The following is an 18,600-nucleotide window of genomic DNA, read 5'->3' as shown; positions in this document are numbered from 1 at the left end:
GCGCCCGAACCTTCGATGCCCTCTGGCAAGCCGTCGGCAGCATCTGCGACCTCTACGATCCCGATGAATGCTGGAATTTCTTCAAGGCCGCCGGATATACGTCACATTAAACGCACGATGCTCTAGACCCGCTCGGCCGCTTTCGCCTGATCCCAGAGCGCGTCCATCTCGGCGAGATCCGACTGATCCGGCGTCCGGCCCCGCTCCGCCAGCCGCGCTTCCACATACTGAAACCGACGAACGAACTTGGCGTTTGTGGAGCGCACGGCGTCCTCCGGATCGATATCCAGGGTGCGGGCGAGATTGGCGGCCACAAACAGCACGTCGCCCAGTTCATCGCGGGCCTTCGCCATATCGCCGGCTTCCACCTCGACAAGCAATTCGCCCACCTCTTCGTGCAACTTGGCGATCACGTCCTGGACCGTGGGCCAGACAAAGCCGACCGATGCTGCGCGTTTCGAGAGCTTCACGGCACGGGTCAGACCCGGCAGGCCCACCGGCACATCGTCGAGCAACCCCGCCGGCGCGGTGGCCTTGCCCGCGCGTTCCGCAGCCTTCAGGAATTCCCAGCCCGCCTTCTGATCCGAGAGCGAGACGTAGGTCTCGTCGGCGAAGACGTGGGGATGCCGACGCACCATCTTGTCGTTGATGGCGCGGGCAACGTCGTCGAAGTCGAAGGCGCCCTGTTCTTCGGCCATGCGGGCGTGAAACACCACCTGCAGCAACAGATCGCCCAGTTCGTCTTTCAGGTCGGCCAGGTCATTGCGCTCAACAGCGTCGGCCACCTCGTAGGCCTCTTCAACCGTATAGGGCGCGATGGTGGCGAAGGTCTGTTCCAGATCCCAGGGGCAGCCATCATCCCGGTCACGCAGGCGCGCCATGATCGCCAGCAGACGCGCCATAGGCGGAAGATCGGCGGACGGAGCAGGGCGGGGCATGGAGACTCAAGGGGCTGGCGCGGCGTAGGCTGATCAGATCGCGCGCCGCACGCCTATGCAAGCCGCGTCAGCGCTGGGCGATCCCGGCGTCACGGACCAGCTTCCGGGCGAAGCGGTCAAAGGTCCACTCGGCATCCGACCAGATCCAGTTGTAGGAGGCCTGGCGGATATCGCTTTCGTACCAGTGATAGGAGAGGGGCTTCTCGCTGCCGTCGGCGGCGACAATCCTGCCCTTGATCGCTGCACCGCCGACGCCAAAGCTTTGCATCGAGAGACCTGGCTTGTCGCTAAGCTGCTTGAAGGTGGGCCGGTTCGGCTTGACGTCCGTCAGCACCAGCTCGATCCGCGCGCCATCATGGGCGCCGCTTCGAGCGAGGGTTTTCTCGACGGACGACTGCAGATCGGCGGTCAGCCGCTCGGCCTCGCGCACGCCATAGGTCTTCTCGAACGTCTTCTGAAGCTCCGGCGCGACGGCGACGGTGACCGAGACAGGCGCTGCGAGGGCAGCGGTGGCGCTGGCCAGCAGGGCTGCGGCGGAAAGGGCAAGGATGCGCATCGGAGGGCTCCTGGATCGGCGTTACAGTAAGAGTTGGCGACGGGTCGGTCTCGGCACAAGTGCGTGAGGCGATTTACGGTCGAGGCCGGACGCTGCTATGGCCCAGACTATGGCGCTGACGATTTACGGCTCTTCACGATCACGCACGATGCGCACGCTCTGGATGGCGGAGGAACTTGGACTTCACTACGACCATGTTGAGATCGAGTGGGACGATCCCGCGCTGAAAGCCTCCGGCTTTTTGCATCTCAATCCAGCCGGCGCGATCCCGACGATTGACCACGATGGCTTCGGCTTGAGCGAGTCTCTGGCCATAAATCTCTACCTGGCAAAGACGTTCGGCGGGGCGGGCCCCACGCGGCTCTATCCCGACGATCCCAGAGCTGAGGCAGAAGTCTGGCGCTGGACGCTCTTTGCGCAGGGACATCTGGAGCCCTGGGTGAGGCGGGACGGCGGACGTCCTTTGCACGAAGGCGTCATGGCCGACTTTGCGCTCGCCGAGGCGCACAGCGCCCTTGCACAACTCGACTCAATCCTCACCAAACGAGACTGGCTGGTGGCGGATCGCTTCACTGTCGCCGACTTCAACGTGGCCTGCGTGCTCTCGCCGTCACGCACCGGCCCGCTGGATATGTCGAGCCATCAGCCGACGATCGAGTGGCTGTCACGCTGCTATGGCCGGCCGGCGGCCCTGGCTGCGCGCGCGAGGTTTACGGCGTAAGGGGCGCCAGCACGTGAGAAGCAGTGGTCGGCTGGATCGAAGTTTGATAACTGTTCTGAGCCCAAGCGGAAAAGTCTCCAGGGAACCGTCACATGATCAGCGCCGATCTTGGCCGTAAGCTTGAAGGTTATGTCGCGCAACTCGTCAAGACCGGGCGTTACAACTCCAAGAGCGAGGTCCTGCGTGAGGGCGTGCGCCTCGTGCAGGAGCGCGAAACTCGCCTGGCCGCGCTCGATGCCGCCATCGCTCGGGGGTTGATGGACGCCGAGGATGACCGCACAGTTTCGGCTAGCGAAGTCTTTGATCGACTTGAATTTAAGTACCAGTCGCTCGTCCAGACAAAGGAATGATTGTCCGGATAACCGCTGCTGCGGAGCGCGATCTGGAAGCCATCGGGGACTACATAGCGCTCGATAGTCCACGCCGCGCGCTGACCTTCATCCAGGACCTGCGCGCCAAGTGCGATGATCTGGCGACATTGCCAGAGAGGTTTCCATTCGTTCCTCGATATCGCTCCGTTGGAGTCAGGCGACGGGTCTATGGCAACTATCTGATCTTCTTCAGGGTCGAGCCGGATAGCGTGACGGTGCTGCACCTCCTGAGCGGGTTCATGGACTATGATGCAGGGCTGTTTCCCGATTGAGGGGGCTTGTTACGCGAACAATGTTTCGCCCAGATATGCGCCTAAGGAATATTATCGGAAATTCGAGACATACCCACGCTCACGCCAACACCAAAACCCCCTCGGACAATCGCTTCAGCGTTTCCACAAAAAACACCGGCTCCAGCGCCGTCACACGGCTCTCCAGGCTGTCTACGGTATCGCCCGGCTCCACATCGACCCAGCGGCGGGTCAGTTCCGGCCCACGGTCGTAGACCTCATCGACGCCGTGGATGACGATCGCGCTGCGCGACACGCCGGCGTCGATTACGGCTTCATGCACCCGGCGGCCGTACATGCCTTCGCCGCCAAACTCCGGTAGCGGGCCGGGATGAATGTTGAGAATCCGCCCCTTGAAGGCCTCGAGCGTCCTCGGACCCAGGTGACGAAGATAACCGGACAGGATGATCAGATTGACGCCGTGCGCCCGCATCGCCTCGGCCAGGCGTGCATCCGCGGCGTCCGGATCGCCGACCGTCGGCGCCCAGAGGCTCGGCAAACCCTGAGTTCGCGCCCAGTCCAGTGCGCCGGCGTCACGCCGGTTGCTGACCATCAGACGCGCCTCTGCCGACAGTTCTCCCCGCTGGATCGCCTCACAGATCGCACGTGCGCTGGACCCATTCCGTGATGCGAGGAAACCCAGCTTAAGCAACTGAACCGTCAAGGGTTAATGGCCCTGAGTTCATGTTGGATAACCATGCCGTCGTAGCCCGGCTCGACGCCGTCCGGTAGCTCGGCCAGAAGCTGACGGTAATCGAGATCAATATGCATGTTGGTGAGGATGGCGCGCTTTGGCTTTGCGCGCGCGATCCATTCAAGTGTGCGCTCCAGATGCGCGTGTGTGGGATGCGGAGCGCGGCGCAGGGCATCCACAATCCAGACGTCGAGACCGGCCAGCGCGTCGAAGGCCGCATCATCAAGATTAACCACATCGCTGGAGTAGGCCACGCCGCCGAAGCGGTATCCCACAGACCGCACTCCGCCATGGTCCTGGTCAAAGGTCACCACGGGAATGGCGCCGGACGGCCCGTCAATGCGCCACGGCGCCCCGTGGTCCGGGATATCCTCGGCATTGCAGATCGCCGGATAGCCGCCCTCACCCTCAAATATGTAGCCGAACCGACGCATCATCGTCTGATGGGTCGCCTGATCCATCCAGCACGGTATGCGCGCCCGCTGACGTATGAAAAACGCGCGCACATCGTCCAGGCCGTGCACCTGATCAGCGTGATCGTGGGTCAACAGCACGGCGTCCATGCGCTTGACGCCCGCCCGCGCCGTCTGGATCCGCATCTCGGGCGAGGCATCGATCAGCACTGTGGTTTGTGACCCCTCCCCCAGTCGCCGGGCGAGGAGAGAACAACGCATCCGGAAATTCCGGGGTTCATCCGGATCACAGACCCCCCAATCTCCATCCGCACGCGGCACGCCGCCGGACGACCCACACCCCAGGATCGTGAACTCAAGGGTTCCGCTCATGGGCGGGGGATCCGGTCGAAGAGGTTGAAGAAAGCCTCCGTCGTACGCGCCTCGGCCTCGGCCAGGGACCAGCCGCGGACCTCGGCCAGCTTGGCCAGCACGTGCGGCACATAGGCCGGCTCATTGCGGCGGCCGCGATGGGGCATCGGCGCCAGATAGGGGCAATCGGTCTCCACGATGATGCGGTCCGCGGGCATGTCGCGGATGACGGCGCGGACGTCCTCGGCGGCCTTGAACGTGGCGATGCCCGAGACGGAAAACCAGGCGCCGAGGTCTGCGCAGCGCCGGGCCAGCTCAGCGCCGGAGGTGTAGCAATGCATCAGCAGCCGGAACGGCCCGTCCGCGTACTCCGCCTCCAGAATCTCACCCATGACCTCGTCGGCCTCCCGGGTGTGGACCACCAGCGGCAGGCCGGTCTCGCGTGCGGCGGCGATGTGGGCGCGGAACACCCGGGCCTGGATGTCGCGCGGGCTGAGATCATAGTGGAAATCCAGTCCGCACTCGCCGATGCCGACAACCCGCGGATCGGCGGCCAGCGCGATCAGGGTGTGCGCCGAGAGCTCAGGGTCTTCCTTCGCCTCATGCGGATGGGTGCCGACGGTGCACCAGATGTCCGGCTGATCGGCCAGGGCGCGACACGCGGCGAAATTGGAAACCCGATCGGAGATATTGACCATCAGCGCGACACCGGCGGCCCTGGCCCGCTCAATCACCGCCTGACGATCCTCGTCAAACTGGGGGGCGTGCAGGTTTACGTGGCTGTCGATGATCATTGGCTAGGCCCGCGCCGCGCGACGCAGATCAGACATCGCCGTGTAGAAAGCGTCAGCACGATCCAGATTGAGCCCTTCGACTTCGCGCGGCAGGCGTTGCAGCGTCTCCCACGCCTCGGCCCAGCGATCGAGGCCGCCGTCGCCGCGGCCCGCGCGCAGGGTCGCAAGGTCGTGAACCCGGCGCGATAGCCTCTCGAACAGGAGTGCGAACTGGATCGCGCCCTCCCCGCCCCTGAACTTTTCGGCCAACGAAAGCGCGCGGGTGTCGTCCAGTTCTGGAAGATCGGCCAGCAAATCACGCGCGGCGTCGTCCATGGCCAGCGCCTGCCCCGCCGCCAGAACCAGGGCACGGCCCGGCGCCCCGTCTGCCATGACGGCCAGACGTGTCGCCTGCTCGATGTCGATGTCGAGCCGGTTCTGCACGAACGCAGCCGCCGCCCCGGTCTCCAGCGGTCCAAACGCAAGACGGCGGCAACGGGACCGGATGGTCGGCAACAACCGGCCCGGCGCATGGGCCACCATCAACAGCACCCCTCGCGGCGGAGGCTCCTCCAGCGTTTTCAGGATCGCGTTTGCAGCGTTGACGTTGAGATCGTCGGCGGCGTCGATGATGGCGACGCGATGGGGCGCGCTGGCCGGCGACTTCGAGAAGAATTCGGCCAGCCGCCTGGCATCGTCCACCGGGATGATCCGCCGCGGCTTGCCGTCCGGCCCCTCGCGTTCAAGCACCAGCAGGTCAGGATGGCTGCGCGCGGCCACCTGCCGGCTGACCGGGTGGCCAGGACTTGATCCCAGCAGGCCATGATCCGGATCGTGTGGCGCGCCAAGCAGGCGGCGCGCAGCGCGGTAGGCGAAGGTGGCCTTGCCCACACCTTCCGGGCCGGTGAGCAGCCATGCGTGGTGCAGTCGTCCACGTGCGCGGGCGTCTTCGAAGGACGCCTCCGCCTGGGATTGCCCCTGAAGATCAAAGACCTCGCGGGGATGGGAAATCGCTGTCTCAGTCATAGGGGTGAAGTCGGCGGGTGACCGTCTGCCAGACGGCTGTTTCCACACTGTCCATATCCGCGGCGGCATCGATCAGCACGCACCGCTCCGGCTCGGCTGCGGCGATGGCCCGGAAGCCTTCGCGCAGCCGCTCGTGGAAGGCCAGACCCTTGGACTCAAAACGCATCTCGGCTCCGGCCCGGGCATTGGCGCGCGCCAGCCCCGTTTCCGCGGGCAGGTCGAACACCAGGGTCAGATCCGGGCGCACATTCTCCAGGATGAACCGCTCCAACGCCGAAATCAGGCCGGGATCGGTTCCGCCCGCAGCCCCCTGATAGGCGCGCGTGCTGTCGGCAAAGCGGTCGCAGATCACCCACGCGTCCCTCGCCAGCGCCGGGCGGATCACCCGCTCGATGTGGTCGCGTCGTGAGGCGTACATCAGCAGCGTCTCCGTGACCGGGCTCCAGCGGTCCGCGTCACCTCGCAGGACCAGATCACGAATGCTTTCGGCGCCCGGCGAACCGCCGGGTTCGCGGGTCAGCACAACCTCGTGCGTTGCGGTCTGCAGGCGCGCAGCCAGACGCTTGACCTGGGTGGACTTCCCGGCCCCTTCGCCGCCTTCGAAACTGATGAACCTGCCGCGCGTCACGCGGCCAAAATGGCCAGTTCGCGGGCTTTGTCTAGAACGTACGCACCACGCGGGCGTCGGCAAAGCCGATCTCGGCCACACGATCGCGCAGGGCATAGGCCGCCGCCTCGTCTTCCGGCGCCGGCAGGACCACGCGATAGAGCGTCAGTCCCTCGCGATCCAGGGGCTCGATGGTGGCCAGACCAGCCTCAGACAACTGGCTGACCGCGCGCTGGGCGTTCACCTCGCTGGTGAAGGCGCCCGCCTGAATCCTGAGCGCCGACTTGATCGGGATGGCGCTCACGTCAACGGGAGCAGCCGCCGCCGTGACAGCCGGAACGGCGCTCGGAGCCGGCGGGATGGGCGTACTGGAGATGGCCGAGCCGGTAATCGGCGGCAGGGCTTCCGAGGTAATCGCAGCCGCGCGCGGCGCGGGCCGGGGCGCGGCCGCAGCCATTTCCATCACCGGATCTGCAGATGAGGCCACCGCCGCAGCAGCTGTCGCCGCCGGCGCTGCCGGCAGCCGCGTGGGATAGGGCTTGGCGTTGGCGTAGCGCAGCCCGCCATCAGGACCCAGCAAGGGGCCAGCACCGACATATTTCACCCGTACCCGGGCCAGACCCTGGCGCTCGAAGCCAAGCTGCCGGGCGGCCTCACGGCTGAGGTCGATGATCCGGTCGCCGACAAAGGGGCCCCGATCATTCACCCGCACCACCAGCCGGCGACCGTTGTCCAGATTGGTCACTTCCACCAGCGACGGCAGCGGCAAGGTGGTGTGGGCGGCCGAAACCGTGGCCATGTCGAACGTCTCGCCGTTGGCGGTGGCCCTCATGTGGAACTGCTCGCCGTACCAGGAGGCGACGCCCGTCTGGTCATAGTTCGGCTGTTCCCGCGGCACGTACCAGACGCCGCCCACCTGATAGGGTTTGCCGACCTTGTATTCGCCCTGGGCCGGCGGCGCTGTCTGTGGCCCTATAGCCTGACTGGGATAGCGCGGCGTGATCCCGGCGCAGGCCACGAGCGAAGCGCCGCCCAACAGGACAACCGCACATCTCAACGCCTGCCAGCAAGGTCCGGGAATCGCCATATGAGCCTCCGAGGTTCCGGAGACTTTCGGCCCAGAAGCTTGAAACGCGGTTAATCGTTTCTTGCCCTGTAGACGGCGTGGATTTGCCTGCTATAGGGCCGATCCTGGAAGGGTGGCCGAGTGGTTTAAGGCAGCGGTCTTGAAAACCGCCGTGGGTGAAAGCCCACCGTGGGTTCGAATCCCACCCCTTCCGCCAAAACGCCTGCTGACGGCTGTCGGCACCGGTTTTTTCGGGAAACAAAATCAAATCACTAGGTGGTTTTGGCGCGGATAGTGGCCGGGGCCGGTTGGTGCCTGTCGGCCCCAATATGTGGACCGGCGATGGCGGCGGCCTGTGGCTGGCTGTCCGCGCCGCCAACTGTGCAGCATGGATGTTCAGATACGCACTACCTGCTGTCTCCCATGAGGTTGAGCAGGGCAGCATCCCGGCGCCATGTAAGGTTTTTCTGCGGGCGACGACTATTGGGGCTTCAGCAGGAGGTTCCGATGAAAAAATGGGTTTGGGCTTACATCACTGGATTCATCGCGCTGACCGGCGCCGACTTCGCATCAACGATCCTGGGTATCGCGGCGGGCGCGAGCGAATTCAACCACACAATGGCAACCAGCGAAGGTGATCTCAAGATGGCGCAATTCCTTCTGGTGAATGCCGCCATGCTTGCATTTACCAGCTTCATGCTCATCTGGGCGTGGCGCAATCGCCTCCGCATCGACCAGCTCTTTATATCCCGTCCTGAACGGGCGATGTTCAACTGGATCTACCTGAATCCCTTCTCGGAGCGGAATGTGCCAAAGTCCGCATTCCACTATCTTGCCCTGGCGCCCGGCATGCTCCTCCTCAAGGCTGTCGTATCCTTCAACAACAGCTTGATCAGCTTGGGTCTGCCGGATTTCCTGACACCGGTCGCGTCGGCCATTTTCACGTTCGTAGAGGGTCCTCTCGCCTTCTGGGCATTGATCTTCCTCCTGTTCCTGCCGATCTGGTGGCTCTCTCTTCGCTTGGCGGCAGCCTTCCTGCGCGCCGACATCGCGCGCGCCGAACCGTTGCCCATGCCAATAGCGTGACAACGGGTGGGATTGGACATCTTCGACCAGGCGCTTAACCAGCATGCAGCGTTGATTGACCGGATTATCGCTGGAACGGAGAGCAATCCGGCATGCCGGGAGGAACTGAGGCAGGAGGTGGCGCTCGCGCTCTGGCGAGCAGCGCCATCCTGGCGTCGGGATTCCTCCTTGCGAACATTCGTGGCGCGGGTGACGCACAACGTCTGTGTGAGCCATGTTCGGCGGGTCAGTTGCGCGCCGAAGCACGACGAACTCTCGGACGCGGTTCTGGACAAGGCCCAGGCAGCTGACGACGCGGTCGTTCGCGCCGATCTCGGCCGGCGGCTGCAGGTTGCCGTGTCTGGGCTGCCGCATGGCATGCGGCAAGTCGCAACCCTCTATCTCGATGATTTCTCGGCCCGCGAGATAGCGGAGACCCTTGGCATCAGTGAAGGGGCGGTCTTCACGCGCATCACGCGGCTGCGCGAGATGCTGCGCAAGGTGATGGATACAGAATGATGGACCTGGACGACCAGCTGGAGGCGATGCGTGCGGCCTGGCGGGCTGCCCCGGGGGGCGACCATTCGATCAGCCAGTTGAGGGCGCAGGTGCGACAAGAACGGTTGGCTTTACGGCGGGATGCATGGCTTGAAGCGCTCGCCTCGTTGGCTGCGAGCGGCCTTTTCATCTTTTGGGCAGCGCGCGCGGAGGGTGTCGTGCAGGCCATCTTTGTCGGGTTGTCAGTCTTCGCTTTGGCGTGGCCCGCGTTCACGATGCACCTCCGGCGAAAGGTTTGGCATATGCAGGCGGAGACGGTCGAGGCCTACCGCTCGTTCGTGCAGCGGCGTTCCCAAACCGGCCTGTTCCTTGCGAGACTGGGTTATGTGGGCGGGCCGCTGGGCCTTGTCATCGGGCTTGGCCTTGGAAGCATTGGAGTGCTGCCGAACGTTAACGTTCAGAGCTATCCGGCCATCATCTGGATTGCTGCGGCCACCTTCGTGATGTTGTGTGGATGGAGCATGCGCGCGGCCCGTAGGCACAAGCGCACCCTCGCAAACCTTCGGGCTCAAAGCGCGATCGCCGACGCCATTGGCGAAGAGTTTTGACTAATCAGCGATTGTCTTGTCGCAAGTGTCGATACCCATGTTCAGCCGCGTTTTCTCTGAATTCTCTCAAATAAACGTGAGCAATAACGTGAGTATAGACGAAAGAGATTCGTCGGCTGGCTCTCACCCACCGCCAGCGACGCTCAGGTCGTGAACAGATGGCAGGCCACCTGCCTGCCCGGCGTGTCGGCGACTGGCATCAACCGCGGGGTCTCGCTACGGCAGACGTCCATCACCTTCGGGCATCGCCCCGCGAAGCGGCAGCCAGCCGGGACATCCACCGGCGAGGGTATCTCACCGGCAATCGTCTCAGCCCGACGATGGCGTTCCCGCAGCGGATCAGGCTCCGGATTGGAGGCCACGAGGATCTGCGTGTAGGGGTGCTTCGGATTGAAAAACACGTCCGACGCCGGGCCGATCTCGACCAGCACGCCCAGATACATCACCGCCATGCGATCGCTGACATAGCGGACCATGGAGAGGTCGTGGGCGATGAACAGGAGCGTCAGCCCCATCGAGGCCTTCAGCTCGTCCAGCAGGTTTACCACCTGAGCCTGGACGGATACATCCAGCGCCGAAATGGGCTCGTCGCACACCACGAACTCGGGTTCGAGGATCAGCGCGCGGGCGATCCCGATGCGCTGGCGCTGTCCGCCCGAGAACTCATGCGGATACCGCGACATGTGATCGGGTTCGAGCCCGACCCGCCTCAGCCATTCCCCTGCCCGGTCCCGGATTTCCGTTGCTGAGTATGTGCTGTGGAGCTTCAACCCCTCGCCCACGATCTCGCCCACGGTCATGCGCGGATTGAGCGAGGAATAGGGGTCCTGGAAGATCATCTGCGTCTTCTTCGCCCAGCGGCGGAAATCTTCCGGCTGATAGCGCTGCGGCAGGGTCTCGCCGCGATAGCTTGCCGTCCCCGAGGTCCGGGCGTGCAGGCCGACAAGCGTCTTGCCCAGGGTCGACTTGCCCGAGCCGGACTCGCCGACCAGGCCGACGACCTCCTTTTCGTGAATGGTCAGCGTCACCTGATCCACCGCATGGACCTTGCGACCGCCGGGAAGCGGAAAATACTTGGTCAGCTGGTCAGCGACCACCAGTGGGGGAGCGTCGCTCATGCCGGCAATCCCGAGGTTAAGCCAGAAGCCGGCCTGCCCGCGCCATAGTCGATCGCCTCGACGCGGGGCGCATTTTCGTTGTGCAGCCAGCAGCGCGCCAGATGTCCGTTCCCCAGATCGGAAGGCGCGGGGTCGCGGGTGCTGCAGACCCGCATGGCGTGGGGGCAACGCGCCGCGTAGGCGCAACCGGTCGGCGGCGAGAACAGGTCCGGCGGGCTGCCTTCGATGGGCAGCAACCGGTGCGCACGATCCGACGTACTGCTGGGCATGGCCGCCCGCAGACCCAGCATGTAGGGGTGCGCGGACCGATAGAATACATCCTCGACGCTGCCCCGTTCGGCCACCTGCCCCGCGTACATCACCACCACGTCGTCGGCCATCCGCGCCACAACGCCCAGGTCGTGGGTGATCAGGATGATGGCGGTGCCGTTATCGCGCTGCAGGTCGGACAGCAGGTCGAGAACCTGCGCCTGGATCGTCACATCCAGCGCCGTGGTGGGCTCGTCAGCAATCAGGATCGCCGGCTCACAGGCGATCGCCATGGCGATCATCGCCCGCTGCAGCATGCCGCCGGAAAACTCGAACGGATACTGGTTGGCCCGTTGCGTCGCCTCCGGAATGCGCACCATGTCCAGAAGTTCGACGGCGCGGTCCAGCGCCCGCTTGCGGCTCCAGCCGCGATGCACCTCAAGGGTTTCGGCGATCTGGCGTCCGATCGTCATGGTCGGGTTCAGCGACGTCATCGGATCCTGGAAGATCATGCCGATCTCGCGGCCCCGGATCTCCCGCCCGTCGATCTCCTTGCGGCCCAGGATGTCCACGCCCCTCAGGCGCGCCCTGCCCGACGTGATCCGCCCGGGCGGCATGGGGGTCAGCCCCATGAGGCTCTGGACAGTGACGGATTTGCCGCAGCCTGACTCGCCCACGATCGCCAGGGTCTTGCCCGCCGCCACCGAGAAACTCACACCCCGGACCGCCTTGACCGATCCGCCATAGGTATCAAACTCGACGCGCAGATCGTCCACTTCCAGCAGCGGCGGCCCTGCCCCGATGTCCTGTGTCCGAACAGCCGTCATTCGCGGGACCTCATCTTGGCGTCGAGCGCGTCGCGCAGCCCATCTCCCAGCAGGTTGAACGCCAGAACGGTGATGCTGATCAGGATTGCGGGGAACAACAGCTCGTGCGGATGGATCAGCATGGACTTGATGCCCTCGTTGCTCATCCCGCCCCAGGAGGGTGTCGGCGGCGCCACGCCCATCCCGATGAACGACAGGAAGGCCTCGGTGAAGATCGCGCTTGGCACGGCGAAGGTAAGGGTCACCAGGATGACGCCCAGGGTGTTGGGGATCATGTGACGCATCACAAGATAGTTGGTCCGGGCCCCCAGCAGGCGGGCGGCGCTGACGTAGCCTTCCTCGCGGACCTGCAGGATCTGTCCTCGCACGAGCCTGGCCGTGCCGGGCCAGGAGAGCATGACCAGCGCCACGATCATCGGCAGGATGCCGCTTTGCCCCGGACCTATCCCGAAGGCGATCTTGAACAGGATCATGAACAGCAGGAACGGCAAGGCGATCACGAAGTCTGCGAACCGCATCATGATCTGGTCGACGCGCCCCCCGAGGAAGCCCGCCACGCTGCCATAGGCAACGCCAAACGACACAAACAGCAGGGGCGCGACAATCCCGATGAACAGGGACACCCGCGCGCCGTGCATCAACCGCGCCAGCATGTCGCGACCGAGATAGTCGGTTCCCAGCGGGTGAAGCTTGAAACGGACCTTGTCGCCCACATTCAGGGGTTGGGACGGCGGCGCCAGGCCTCGCGACCTGGCCTCCGCGACGGTAATGACCGCCACCGGTGTCACGGACAGCGCCTGACGCGACCCCATCTCGGCGCCGGCGGCATCCAGCGCGACCACGGTGTAGAAATAGGTTTCGGCGCGCAGGTCGAGCCGGTCTTCGTATCGCGTCTCCGTCCCGGTAAGGGTCTGCGCGATCGGCAGCCCGAGGGGCTCACCGGCCAGGGCCGGAACGATATCACGGTAGATCCGATAGGCGCTGGCGCCGGGGACCGGGTCCCAGATCATCCGCACGGCCTGTGTATTGGCCGGATAGGCGAGACGAAGGTCCCTGCTCCCCGGAAGCACGGTTTCGCCATTCCATGGCTGGTAGGGCGCCGCCAACGTAACCATGCGCTCGGCGCCCGGTGCGCGGCTGACCTGATCGAGGTCCTGCGCCGACGGATCCACGCGCCAGACCAGAGGGCCCAGCAGTGTGAACAGCAGCAGGGCGATCACGATGTAGAGCGACACGATGGCGCGGCGGTTTGCCTTCAGCCGTATCCAGGCGTCCTGCCAGTAAGACAGCGACGGACGGGACAGTTGCTGGCGACGCTGTTCCACCGCCAGCGGGGCGAAGGCGTCGAGTCCGGGCTCGATCTGCGGGTTTGAGGACACCACCGGCTACTCCAACCTGACCCGGGGATCGATGAACCCGTAGAGCAGGTCCACAAGGATCACCATAAGCACGAGGAACGAACCGAAGAACACCGTCGTTCCCATGATCACCGTGTAGTCCAGCTGCTGCACGGCCTGGACGAAGTATCGCCCCAGCCCCGGGATCGCAAAGACCGACTCCACGACGAAGCTGCCGGTCGTGATCCCGGCGATCGAGGGCCCCAGGACGGTGACCACCGGAAGGATCGCATTGCGCAGCTGGTGCCGGGTGAAGATCCGCGTGGCTGGCAATCCCTTGGCCTTGGCGGTCCGCAGATAGTCGGAATTGATGATCTCCAGCATGGAGCTGCGCATCAGGCGGGTGAGGTAGGCCATGGTCCCGAGGCCCAGCACCAGAGACGGGACCAGCATGTGCGAGACCGTGCCCCAGCCGGCCACCGGCAACAGGGAAAATCCGAGGAAATCGTTCAACTTGACCAGCGCCAGTTGCCCCAGCGCGGCGAACACAAAACTTGGCACCGAGATGCCCAGGATGACGAAGAACATGATCAGGATGTCGGGCAGCTTGTTGCGATAGAGCGCGGTCAGCGCGCCCCACAGGATGCCGCCGAGCGATGCGAAGACGATGGCCAGGATTCCGAGCGTCGCAGAGACCGGGAAGTGCTCACGGATAATGTCATTCACCTCGCGGTTCTGCTGGGTGAACGAAATCCCGAAGTCCCCTCTGGCCAGGTTCCCCAGGTAGATGACGTACTGTTGGGCCAGCGGCTTATCCAGCCCGTACTTGGCCTCCAGGTTCTTGCGGATTTCCGGGGTTACGGCCCTGTCGCCGCTCATCGGATCGCCGGGCACCGCATGCATGGCCAGGAACGTCGCGGTCGCGATGAACCACACGGTTACAACGCCCTGGATCAGCCTCTTAATGGTGTATCGCCACATGTCCCGGTCTACTTCCCGACAATGCTGACGTTGGTGTAGTCGGGGTCGAAGCCCGCCACGCGCCGGACCACGCCCTGCAGGCGAGGGTCCACCACGTAGACCACACCGGGCTCATATATCGGAACCATCGGCGGATCCTCGATCAGAATGCGCTGGATTTCGCCAAACGTATCCATCCGGGTCTGGACGTCTGTGGACGTCTGGGCGACGGCGACCAGTTGATCCAGTCTCGGATTGTTGTATCGGCCCCGGTTGTTGGAATTCCAGGAGGCGAACAGGTCGGCGAAGGTGAGAGGATCGGGGTAGTCCGGGTTCCAGCCCCCCAGCACCAGATCAAAATCTCCGGCGCTCATTTTGGCGAGGCGTTGCTTGAAGATCTGTTTGTCGATGCGGATGGTCAGGTCCAGTTCCCGGCGCAACGTCTCCTGGAAGTATTCGGTCATCTTGTCGCCCAGGGCGCCGTCATCCGATAGCAAGGTCAGGGGCGGCAAGGTCTCCAGCCCCAGTTCCTTCTTGGCCAGGGCCAGCTGGCGTCGCGCCTCGACCGCATTCGGAAGGACCTGCGTTGCCGGATACTCCTCCCGGAACTTGCCCTGATTTCCATCCAGCCAGACGGGGAACAGAGACCGCCCGGGCAGGTTTCCGGGCAGCTTGATCACCCGGTAGACCACCTCATCCGGATCGATCACCAGCTGGATCGCCCGGCGCAGATGCAGGTTGGTCGTGGGGCGGTCCTTGCGATGGTTGAATTCCATGTAGAAGACCGACCCGCGCTGGAAGCGATTTATCGGCCAGCGCTTCACCAGCGCCTCGTTCAGGTTTTCCTGATTGAGGCCCGCGACCGCGATCTTTCCATCCTTGTAGAGGTTGATCAGGGCGTTGGGGTCGCTGCTGAAGTAGGCGAAGTCGAGAACCTTCACCTTCACGCGATCCTTGTCCCAATAGTAGGGGTTTTTCTCCATGCGCAGCTGGGCGCCATGGACCCAGCGCGTGATCGTGAAGGGGCCGTTGTAGAGCAGCATGTCGGCGTCGGCGCCGTAGCGACCGGCCGTGGCGTTGAAAAAGTCCTCGCGTATCGGCCTGAAGGTGCTGAAGACCATCAGCTTTGCGAAATAGGGCACAGGCCGCACCAGCTCGACGCGCAGGACATTATCGCCCAGGGCCTGCACACCCAGGCTGGAGATCGGCGCACGGCCCTTGTTGATGGCTTCGGCGTTCTTGATCGCGAAGAGGATCGTCGCATATTCGCTGGCGGTTTTCGGATCGACAGCCTTGCGCCAGGCGAACACAAAGTCGTGGGCTGTGACCGGCTTGCCGTCGCTCCAGCGCGCATCGGCGCGCAGCCAGAATGTTGCGCCGGCGTCGGTGATTTCCCAGCGTTCGGCCACGCCGGGGGCGAGTTCGCCGCCCTCCCCGTTCCTGATCAGGCCCTCGGTGACGTGGCCAAGGACCATGCTGCTGATCGTGTCGGTGCTTCGGGTACTGTCGAGCTGGGGAGGCTCATCGGCGAGGGCCAGCGTCACCGTTCCGGTCGCCGCATCGATGCCCTTGCTGACGCGGGAGCCGCCGGCGAGACCAGACGCCCATGAAAGTCCCAGCATCAGCAGCACAATGCCGATGACGGAAACAACGGCGATCAGCAGCAGCTGTCGCCCGGCGGAGCGGTTGAAGCCGTCGTCATTTGTGGAGCGGTCGGTCATCCCCGAAGCGACACCGAAATGCCCGCGCCTTCACCAGCCGGCCCGAGGCCGCCAACCAGGGGATCAACGTTCCATACGCTCATGATACTGGCGGAATCTCCGGTCACGACGCCCAGCAGCATCATTTCCGGGGGAGCCGTCAAGAGGGGCATGTCGAGATCAGGGACGCGCCGGGCCGAAACCGGACCGTATTTCAGCTAGTTCCGATAGGGAATGATCACCGGCAGGCTCTCGTAACCGTGAACGAAGGCCGACCAGTTCAGCACAGGGTCGCCCACAACCTTGATCTCCGGGAACCGCTTCAGGATCTCTTCCCAGATGATGGTGAGCTGCATCTCGGCAACGCGATTGCCAACGCAGCGGTGAATGCCGAAGCCGAACGACATGTGCTGACGGGGGCGTTCACGGTCGATGATGAAGGCGTTGGGATTGTCGATCATCGTCTCGTCGCGGTTGCCCGAGATGTACCACATGACCACCCGTTCGCCCTTTTTGATGGTCTTGCCGCCCAGTTCCACGTCCCGGGTAGCCACCCGGCTCATGTGGGCCAGCGGGGTCTGCCAGCGGATGGTTTCCGAGATCATCGGCAGGATCAGGTCCGGATTTGCGCGCAGTTTGGCGTACTGGTCAGGGTTCTTGTTCAGCGCGAAGACGCTGCCTGAAATGGTGTTCCGCGTCGTGTCGTTGCCGCCTACGATCAGCAGCACAACATTGCCCTGATACGTCTCCATCGGCATGTCCCGGGTGGCCGGATTATGCGCCAGCATTGAGATCAGATCATTGCCGGGATCGGCATTGACCCGCTGGTTCCACAGCTCTTGGAACGCGCCGAAGCATTCCATCATTGCCGCACCCTTCTGCTCCCAGCTTTCCACCGGTCCGTGACCCGGCATGTTCATGATCATGTCAGACCACCAGGGCAACTTGCGGCGCTGTTCGAACGGGAAGTCGAACAGGGTGGCCAACGTCATCGCCGTCAGCTCCTTGGAGACCAGATCGACCCAGTCGAATTCCTTGCCGATGGGCAGGCTGTCCAGGATCTGGCCGGCGCGCTCGCGGACCTGGGGCGACATGGCGTGAAGGTTGCTGGGGGCCAGCGTGGGGCTGACGGCCTTGCGGGCCACGCTGTGATCGGGCTCATCCATGGTGATGAAGCCGGCGTTGCCGCGCCGGCGCTGACCCATGATCTTTTCCTGCTCCTTGATGGCCTCAAGGTTGGCCAGACCGATGCCTTCCGCCGAAGAAAAGGCCACATGATCGGTGTCGACCGCCATGATGTCGTTCCATTTGGTCACCGACCAGTATGGGCCGTATTCGCTTTCGGGCGTGAAATGGACAGGATCCTCATGGCGCAGGCGCTCGAACACCGGCCAGATCGTATCGTTGTAGAAGCGATCCACCCGCGCCGGATTCAGCTTCTCCATCGGCGTCGCCGCGGCGTCTTCAGTGGCTTCGGCGGCATTGACCTTCACGGCGATGTTCATGGCGACTTTCCCCGGTTCACACCTGGCCGAAACCTGCGCCGCCCGGACGCCAGGTCCAGGGCAGGAGTACCGGCGAATATGTCTCACGTTGATGTCCGGACCGGGACATGTCAACGTCTATTGACTTCGGTTGACGCCGTCGCGCCTGATCTTTTCAGAGGCTTGGTGTACACCGTCGGCCATGAGCGACAGTACGGCCTTTTCCCGCCCCCGGACTGAGCCCCGAAAGCGCAATGCGGAAGCCACTCGGGCGGCGATTCTCGAGGCAGCGAAGTCGCACTTCGCTCTGTTGGGCTACGACTGCGCGGTCCTGCGCGACATCGCCCGCGACGCCGGGGTCGATGTGGCTCTGGTCAAACGCTATTTCGGTGGCAAGGAAGCTCTGTTCGTTGAGGCGTTGAGAGCATCATTCCTGTCCGACGCCGTGCGAGCGTGGGATCGCGCCACGTTCTCCCGGGACATGGCGATCATGCTCGCCGGGAGCCCGCATGCGGATGAGGACCGTACCCATCGGTTCCAGTTTCTGCTGCGTGCAGCCACCTCTCCGAATACGGCGCCGCTGCTCAATTTGCTGGTCCAGGACCGGTTTCTGGAACCCATCCGGTCCTGGCTGGGTGGAGACGATGCGGATGCCCGGGCGCGCGTCCTCGCGGCCAGCTATATTGGTCTTTTGGTCGAGCGGCTGATCCGGGGCGAAGCCCTGCAGGGCCGCGAACGCGATGTGTTTGTTGATCGCGTGACGACAATCTTCGAAACACTGTTGTCAGAGCCCGCCGGAATGACCTGATGCGGGCGCATCTGGCTAGAGCGGATTCCATTCAGTCTGCATCGTATCCGCAGCTCTTGAAGTAGTTGGCGCACTCGGTCGGAGTGAAGAGGTCGATGAAGCGTCCGATGGCGTCCCAGAGGGCACCGACGGTTCGCTCG

General features: G+C 64.0%; 21 protein-coding genes, 1 tRNA gene and 1 pseudogene. 9 read left to right on the top strand and 14 right to left on the bottom strand.

The annotated features are described in order from the left end of the window. Positions 1–110 (top strand): annotated as a pseudogene (locus tag ACIQ3B_RS14790) (IS630 family transposase); the annotation flags it as partial. 12 nt (positions 111–122) lie between these two features. Here ACIQ3B_RS14790 and mazG read toward each other — a convergent pair. Further along, positions 123–938 carry a nucleoside triphosphate pyrophosphohydrolase gene (gene mazG, locus ACIQ3B_RS14785; protein ID WP_397403873.1) on the bottom strand — a complete coding sequence of 272 codons (816 nt, stop codon included), beginning with the start codon at positions 936–938 and terminating at the stop codon, positions 123–125. Between the two features lie 67 nt (positions 939–1,005). Beyond that, a complete protein-coding gene (locus tag ACIQ3B_RS14780; RefSeq protein ID WP_397403871.1) occupies positions 1,006–1,494 on the bottom strand; it encodes a hypothetical protein in 489 nt (162 codons plus the stop codon). Positions 1,495–1,603: 109 nt separating this feature from the next. On the opposite strand from ACIQ3B_RS14780, the gene ACIQ3B_RS14775 reads away from it, so the two are divergent. The 3 genes from ACIQ3B_RS14775 to ACIQ3B_RS14765 all read left to right on the top strand — a co-directional run bounded on the left by ACIQ3B_RS14775 (position 1,604) and on the right by ACIQ3B_RS14765 (position 2,858). Further along, the gene (locus ACIQ3B_RS14775; protein ID WP_397403869.1) at positions 1,604–2,215 is read left to right on the top strand and encodes a glutathione S-transferase family protein; all 612 of its coding nucleotides are present in this window, start codon (positions 1,604–1,606) and stop codon (positions 2,213–2,215) included. Positions 2,216–2,307: 92 nt separating this feature from the next. Next, entirely contained in the window at positions 2,308–2,565 is a 258-nt protein-coding gene (locus ACIQ3B_RS14770) for a type II toxin-antitoxin system ParD family antitoxin (protein WP_397403867.1), read from the top strand. Continuing rightward, complete coding sequence (locus ACIQ3B_RS14765) at positions 2,562–2,858, top strand: type II toxin-antitoxin system RelE/ParE family toxin (protein WP_397403865.1); 297 nt, start codon at positions 2,562–2,564, stop codon at positions 2,856–2,858. The genes ACIQ3B_RS14770 and ACIQ3B_RS14765 overlap by 4 nt, the downstream gene beginning before the upstream one ends. A 79-nt stretch (positions 2,859–2,937) precedes the next feature. On the opposite strand, the gene ACIQ3B_RS14760 is transcribed toward ACIQ3B_RS14765, so the two are convergent. Genes ACIQ3B_RS14760 through ACIQ3B_RS14735 form a run of 6 tightly spaced genes read right to left on the bottom strand, consistent with a single transcriptional unit; the run spans position 2,938 to position 7,827 of the window. Then, positions 2,938–3,540 (bottom strand): phosphoribosylglycinamide formyltransferase, encoded by a 603-nt coding sequence (locus ACIQ3B_RS14760; RefSeq protein ID WP_397403863.1) that lies wholly within the window; start codon positions 3,538–3,540, stop codon positions 2,938–2,940. Further along, a complete protein-coding gene (locus ACIQ3B_RS14755) occupies positions 3,537–4,355 on the bottom strand; it encodes an MBL fold metallo-hydrolase (protein ID WP_397403861.1) in 819 nt (272 codons plus the stop codon). Before ACIQ3B_RS14755 ends, ACIQ3B_RS14760 begins: the two co-directional genes overlap by 4 nt. Further along, positions 4,352–5,128 (bottom strand): TatD family hydrolase, encoded by a 777-nt coding sequence (locus ACIQ3B_RS14750; RefSeq protein ID WP_397403859.1) that lies wholly within the window; start codon positions 5,126–5,128, stop codon positions 4,352–4,354. Before ACIQ3B_RS14750 ends, ACIQ3B_RS14755 begins: the two co-directional genes overlap by 4 nt. Positions 5,129–5,131: 3 nt before the next feature. Further along, the gene (locus tag ACIQ3B_RS14745; RefSeq protein WP_397403857.1) at positions 5,132–6,133 is read right to left on the bottom strand and encodes a DNA polymerase III subunit delta'; all 1,002 of its coding nucleotides are present in this window, start codon (positions 6,131–6,133) and stop codon (positions 5,132–5,134) included. Next, on the bottom strand, positions 6,126–6,761 hold the full coding sequence (gene tmk, locus ACIQ3B_RS14740) for a dTMP kinase (RefSeq protein ID WP_397403854.1): 636 nt from the start codon (positions 6,759–6,761) through the stop codon (positions 6,126–6,128). Before tmk ends, ACIQ3B_RS14745 begins: the two co-directional genes overlap by 8 nt. Before the next feature lie 31 nt (positions 6,762–6,792). Continuing rightward, positions 6,793–7,827, bottom strand: coding sequence for a septal ring lytic transglycosylase RlpA family protein (locus ACIQ3B_RS14735; RefSeq protein ID WP_397403852.1), 1,035 nt, complete (start codon positions 7,825–7,827; stop codon positions 6,793–6,795). Between the two features lie 106 nt (positions 7,828–7,933). Here ACIQ3B_RS14735 and ACIQ3B_RS14730 point away from each other — a divergent pair. From ACIQ3B_RS14730 to ACIQ3B_RS14715, 4 genes are all read left to right on the top strand, one after another. Next, positions 7,934–8,023, top strand: a tRNA-Ser gene (locus ACIQ3B_RS14730). Between the two features lie 290 nt (positions 8,024–8,313). Next, the gene (locus ACIQ3B_RS14725; RefSeq protein ID WP_397403850.1) at positions 8,314–8,892 is read left to right on the top strand and encodes a hypothetical protein; all 579 of its coding nucleotides are present in this window, start codon (positions 8,314–8,316) and stop codon (positions 8,890–8,892) included. A 12-nt stretch (positions 8,893–8,904) separates the two neighbouring features. Then, complete coding sequence (locus tag ACIQ3B_RS14720; RefSeq protein WP_397403848.1) at positions 8,905–9,390, top strand: RNA polymerase sigma factor; 486 nt, start codon at positions 8,905–8,907, stop codon at positions 9,388–9,390. Further along, a complete protein-coding gene (locus ACIQ3B_RS14715) occupies positions 9,387–9,977 on the top strand; it encodes a hypothetical protein (protein WP_397403846.1) in 591 nt (196 codons plus the stop codon). The genes ACIQ3B_RS14720 and ACIQ3B_RS14715 overlap by 4 nt, the downstream gene beginning before the upstream one ends. A gap of 143 nt (positions 9,978–10,120) precedes the next feature. Here ACIQ3B_RS14715 and ACIQ3B_RS14710 read toward each other — a convergent pair whose 3' ends face one another. From ACIQ3B_RS14710 to ACIQ3B_RS14685, 6 genes are all read right to left on the bottom strand, one after another. Beyond that, positions 10,121–11,095, bottom strand: coding sequence for an ABC transporter ATP-binding protein (locus tag ACIQ3B_RS14710; RefSeq protein ID WP_397403844.1), 975 nt, complete (start codon positions 11,093–11,095; stop codon positions 10,121–10,123). Then, positions 11,092–12,171 carry an ABC transporter ATP-binding protein gene (locus ACIQ3B_RS14705; RefSeq protein ID WP_397403842.1) on the bottom strand — a complete coding sequence of 360 codons (1,080 nt, stop codon included), beginning with the start codon at positions 12,169–12,171 and terminating at the stop codon, positions 11,092–11,094. The genes ACIQ3B_RS14710 and ACIQ3B_RS14705 overlap by 4 nt, the downstream gene beginning before the upstream one ends. Beyond that, positions 12,168–13,553: an ABC transporter permease subunit gene (locus ACIQ3B_RS14700; protein ID WP_397403840.1), complete on the bottom strand. Its 1,386-nt coding sequence runs from the start codon at positions 13,551–13,553 to the stop codon at positions 12,168–12,170. The genes ACIQ3B_RS14705 and ACIQ3B_RS14700 overlap by 4 nt, the downstream gene beginning before the upstream one ends. Before the next feature lie 3 nt (positions 13,554–13,556). After that, positions 13,557–14,489, bottom strand: a complete 933-nt coding sequence (locus ACIQ3B_RS14695) for an ABC transporter permease (protein WP_397403838.1) — start codon at positions 14,487–14,489, stop codon at positions 13,557–13,559. Positions 14,490–14,497: 8 nt separating this feature from the next. Next, entirely contained in the window at positions 14,498–16,189 is a 1,692-nt protein-coding gene (locus ACIQ3B_RS14690) for a peptide ABC transporter substrate-binding protein (protein WP_397403837.1), read from the bottom strand. 197 nt (positions 16,190–16,386) lie between these two features. Further along, on the bottom strand, positions 16,387–17,673 hold the full coding sequence (locus ACIQ3B_RS14685) for a cytochrome P450 (RefSeq protein WP_397403835.1): 1,287 nt from the start codon (positions 17,671–17,673) through the stop codon (positions 16,387–16,389). 181 nt (positions 17,674–17,854) lie between these two features. On the opposite strand from ACIQ3B_RS14685, the gene ACIQ3B_RS14680 reads away from it, so the two are divergent. Then, positions 17,855–18,460 (top strand): TetR/AcrR family transcriptional regulator, encoded by a 606-nt coding sequence (locus tag ACIQ3B_RS14680; RefSeq protein WP_397403833.1) that lies wholly within the window; start codon positions 17,855–17,857, stop codon positions 18,458–18,460. Positions 18,461–18,600: the final 140 nt, after the last annotated feature.

It is taken from the genome of Phenylobacterium sp. (assembly GCF_044358365.1).
Taxonomy (GTDB): domain Bacteria; phylum Pseudomonadota; class Alphaproteobacteria; order Caulobacterales; family Caulobacteraceae; genus Phenylobacterium.
The sequence above is the reverse complement of the archived record's forward strand: the minus strand, read 5'-3'. Positions and strand labels throughout refer to the sequence as shown.

Excerpts from the sequence above, each read along its gene's own strand:
- mazG (WP_397403873.1), bottom strand. The coding sequence starts at position 938 with ATGCCCCGCCCTGCTCCGTCCGCCGATCTTCCGCCTATGGCGCGTCTG.
- ACIQ3B_RS14780 (WP_397403871.1), bottom strand. The coding sequence starts at position 1,494 with ATGCGCATCCTTGCCCTTTCCGCCGCAGCCCTGCTGGCCAGCGCCACC.
- ACIQ3B_RS14775 (WP_397403869.1), top strand. The coding sequence starts at position 1,604 with ATGGCGCTGACGATTTACGGCTCTTCACGATCACGCACGATGCGCACG.
- ACIQ3B_RS14770 (WP_397403867.1), top strand. The coding sequence starts at position 2,308 with ATGATCAGCGCCGATCTTGGCCGTAAGCTTGAAGGTTATGTCGCGCAA.
- ACIQ3B_RS14765 (WP_397403865.1), top strand. The coding sequence starts at position 2,562 with ATGATTGTCCGGATAACCGCTGCTGCGGAGCGCGATCTGGAAGCCATC.
- ACIQ3B_RS14755 (WP_397403861.1), bottom strand. The coding sequence starts at position 4,355 with ATGAGCGGAACCCTTGAGTTCACGATCCTGGGGTGTGGGTCGTCCGGC.
- ACIQ3B_RS14750 (WP_397403859.1), bottom strand. The coding sequence starts at position 5,128 with ATGATCATCGACAGCCACGTAAACCTGCACGCCCCCCAGTTTGACGAG.
- ACIQ3B_RS14745 (WP_397403857.1), bottom strand. The coding sequence starts at position 6,133 with ATGACTGAGACAGCGATTTCCCATCCCCGCGAGGTCTTTGATCTTCAG.
- ACIQ3B_RS14735 (WP_397403852.1), bottom strand. The coding sequence starts at position 7,827 with ATGGCGATTCCCGGACCTTGCTGGCAGGCGTTGAGATGTGCGGTTGTC.
- ACIQ3B_RS14725 (WP_397403850.1), top strand. The coding sequence starts at position 8,314 with ATGAAAAAATGGGTTTGGGCTTACATCACTGGATTCATCGCGCTGACC.
- ACIQ3B_RS14715 (WP_397403846.1), top strand. The coding sequence starts at position 9,387 with ATGATGGACCTGGACGACCAGCTGGAGGCGATGCGTGCGGCCTGGCGG.
- ACIQ3B_RS14710 (WP_397403844.1), bottom strand. The coding sequence starts at position 11,095 with ATGAGCGACGCTCCCCCACTGGTGGTCGCTGACCAGCTGACCAAGTAT.
- ACIQ3B_RS14705 (WP_397403842.1), bottom strand. The coding sequence starts at position 12,171 with ATGACGGCTGTTCGGACACAGGACATCGGGGCAGGGCCGCCGCTGCTG.
- ACIQ3B_RS14695 (WP_397403838.1), bottom strand. The coding sequence starts at position 14,489 with ATGTGGCGATACACCATTAAGAGGCTGATCCAGGGCGTTGTAACCGTG.
- ACIQ3B_RS14690 (WP_397403837.1), bottom strand. The coding sequence starts at position 16,189 with ATGACCGACCGCTCCACAAATGACGACGGCTTCAACCGCTCCGCCGGG.
- ACIQ3B_RS14685 (WP_397403835.1), bottom strand. The coding sequence starts at position 17,673 with ATGAACATCGCCGTGAAGGTCAATGCCGCCGAAGCCACTGAAGACGCC.
- ACIQ3B_RS14680 (WP_397403833.1), top strand. The coding sequence starts at position 17,855 with ATGAGCGACAGTACGGCCTTTTCCCGCCCCCGGACTGAGCCCCGAAAG.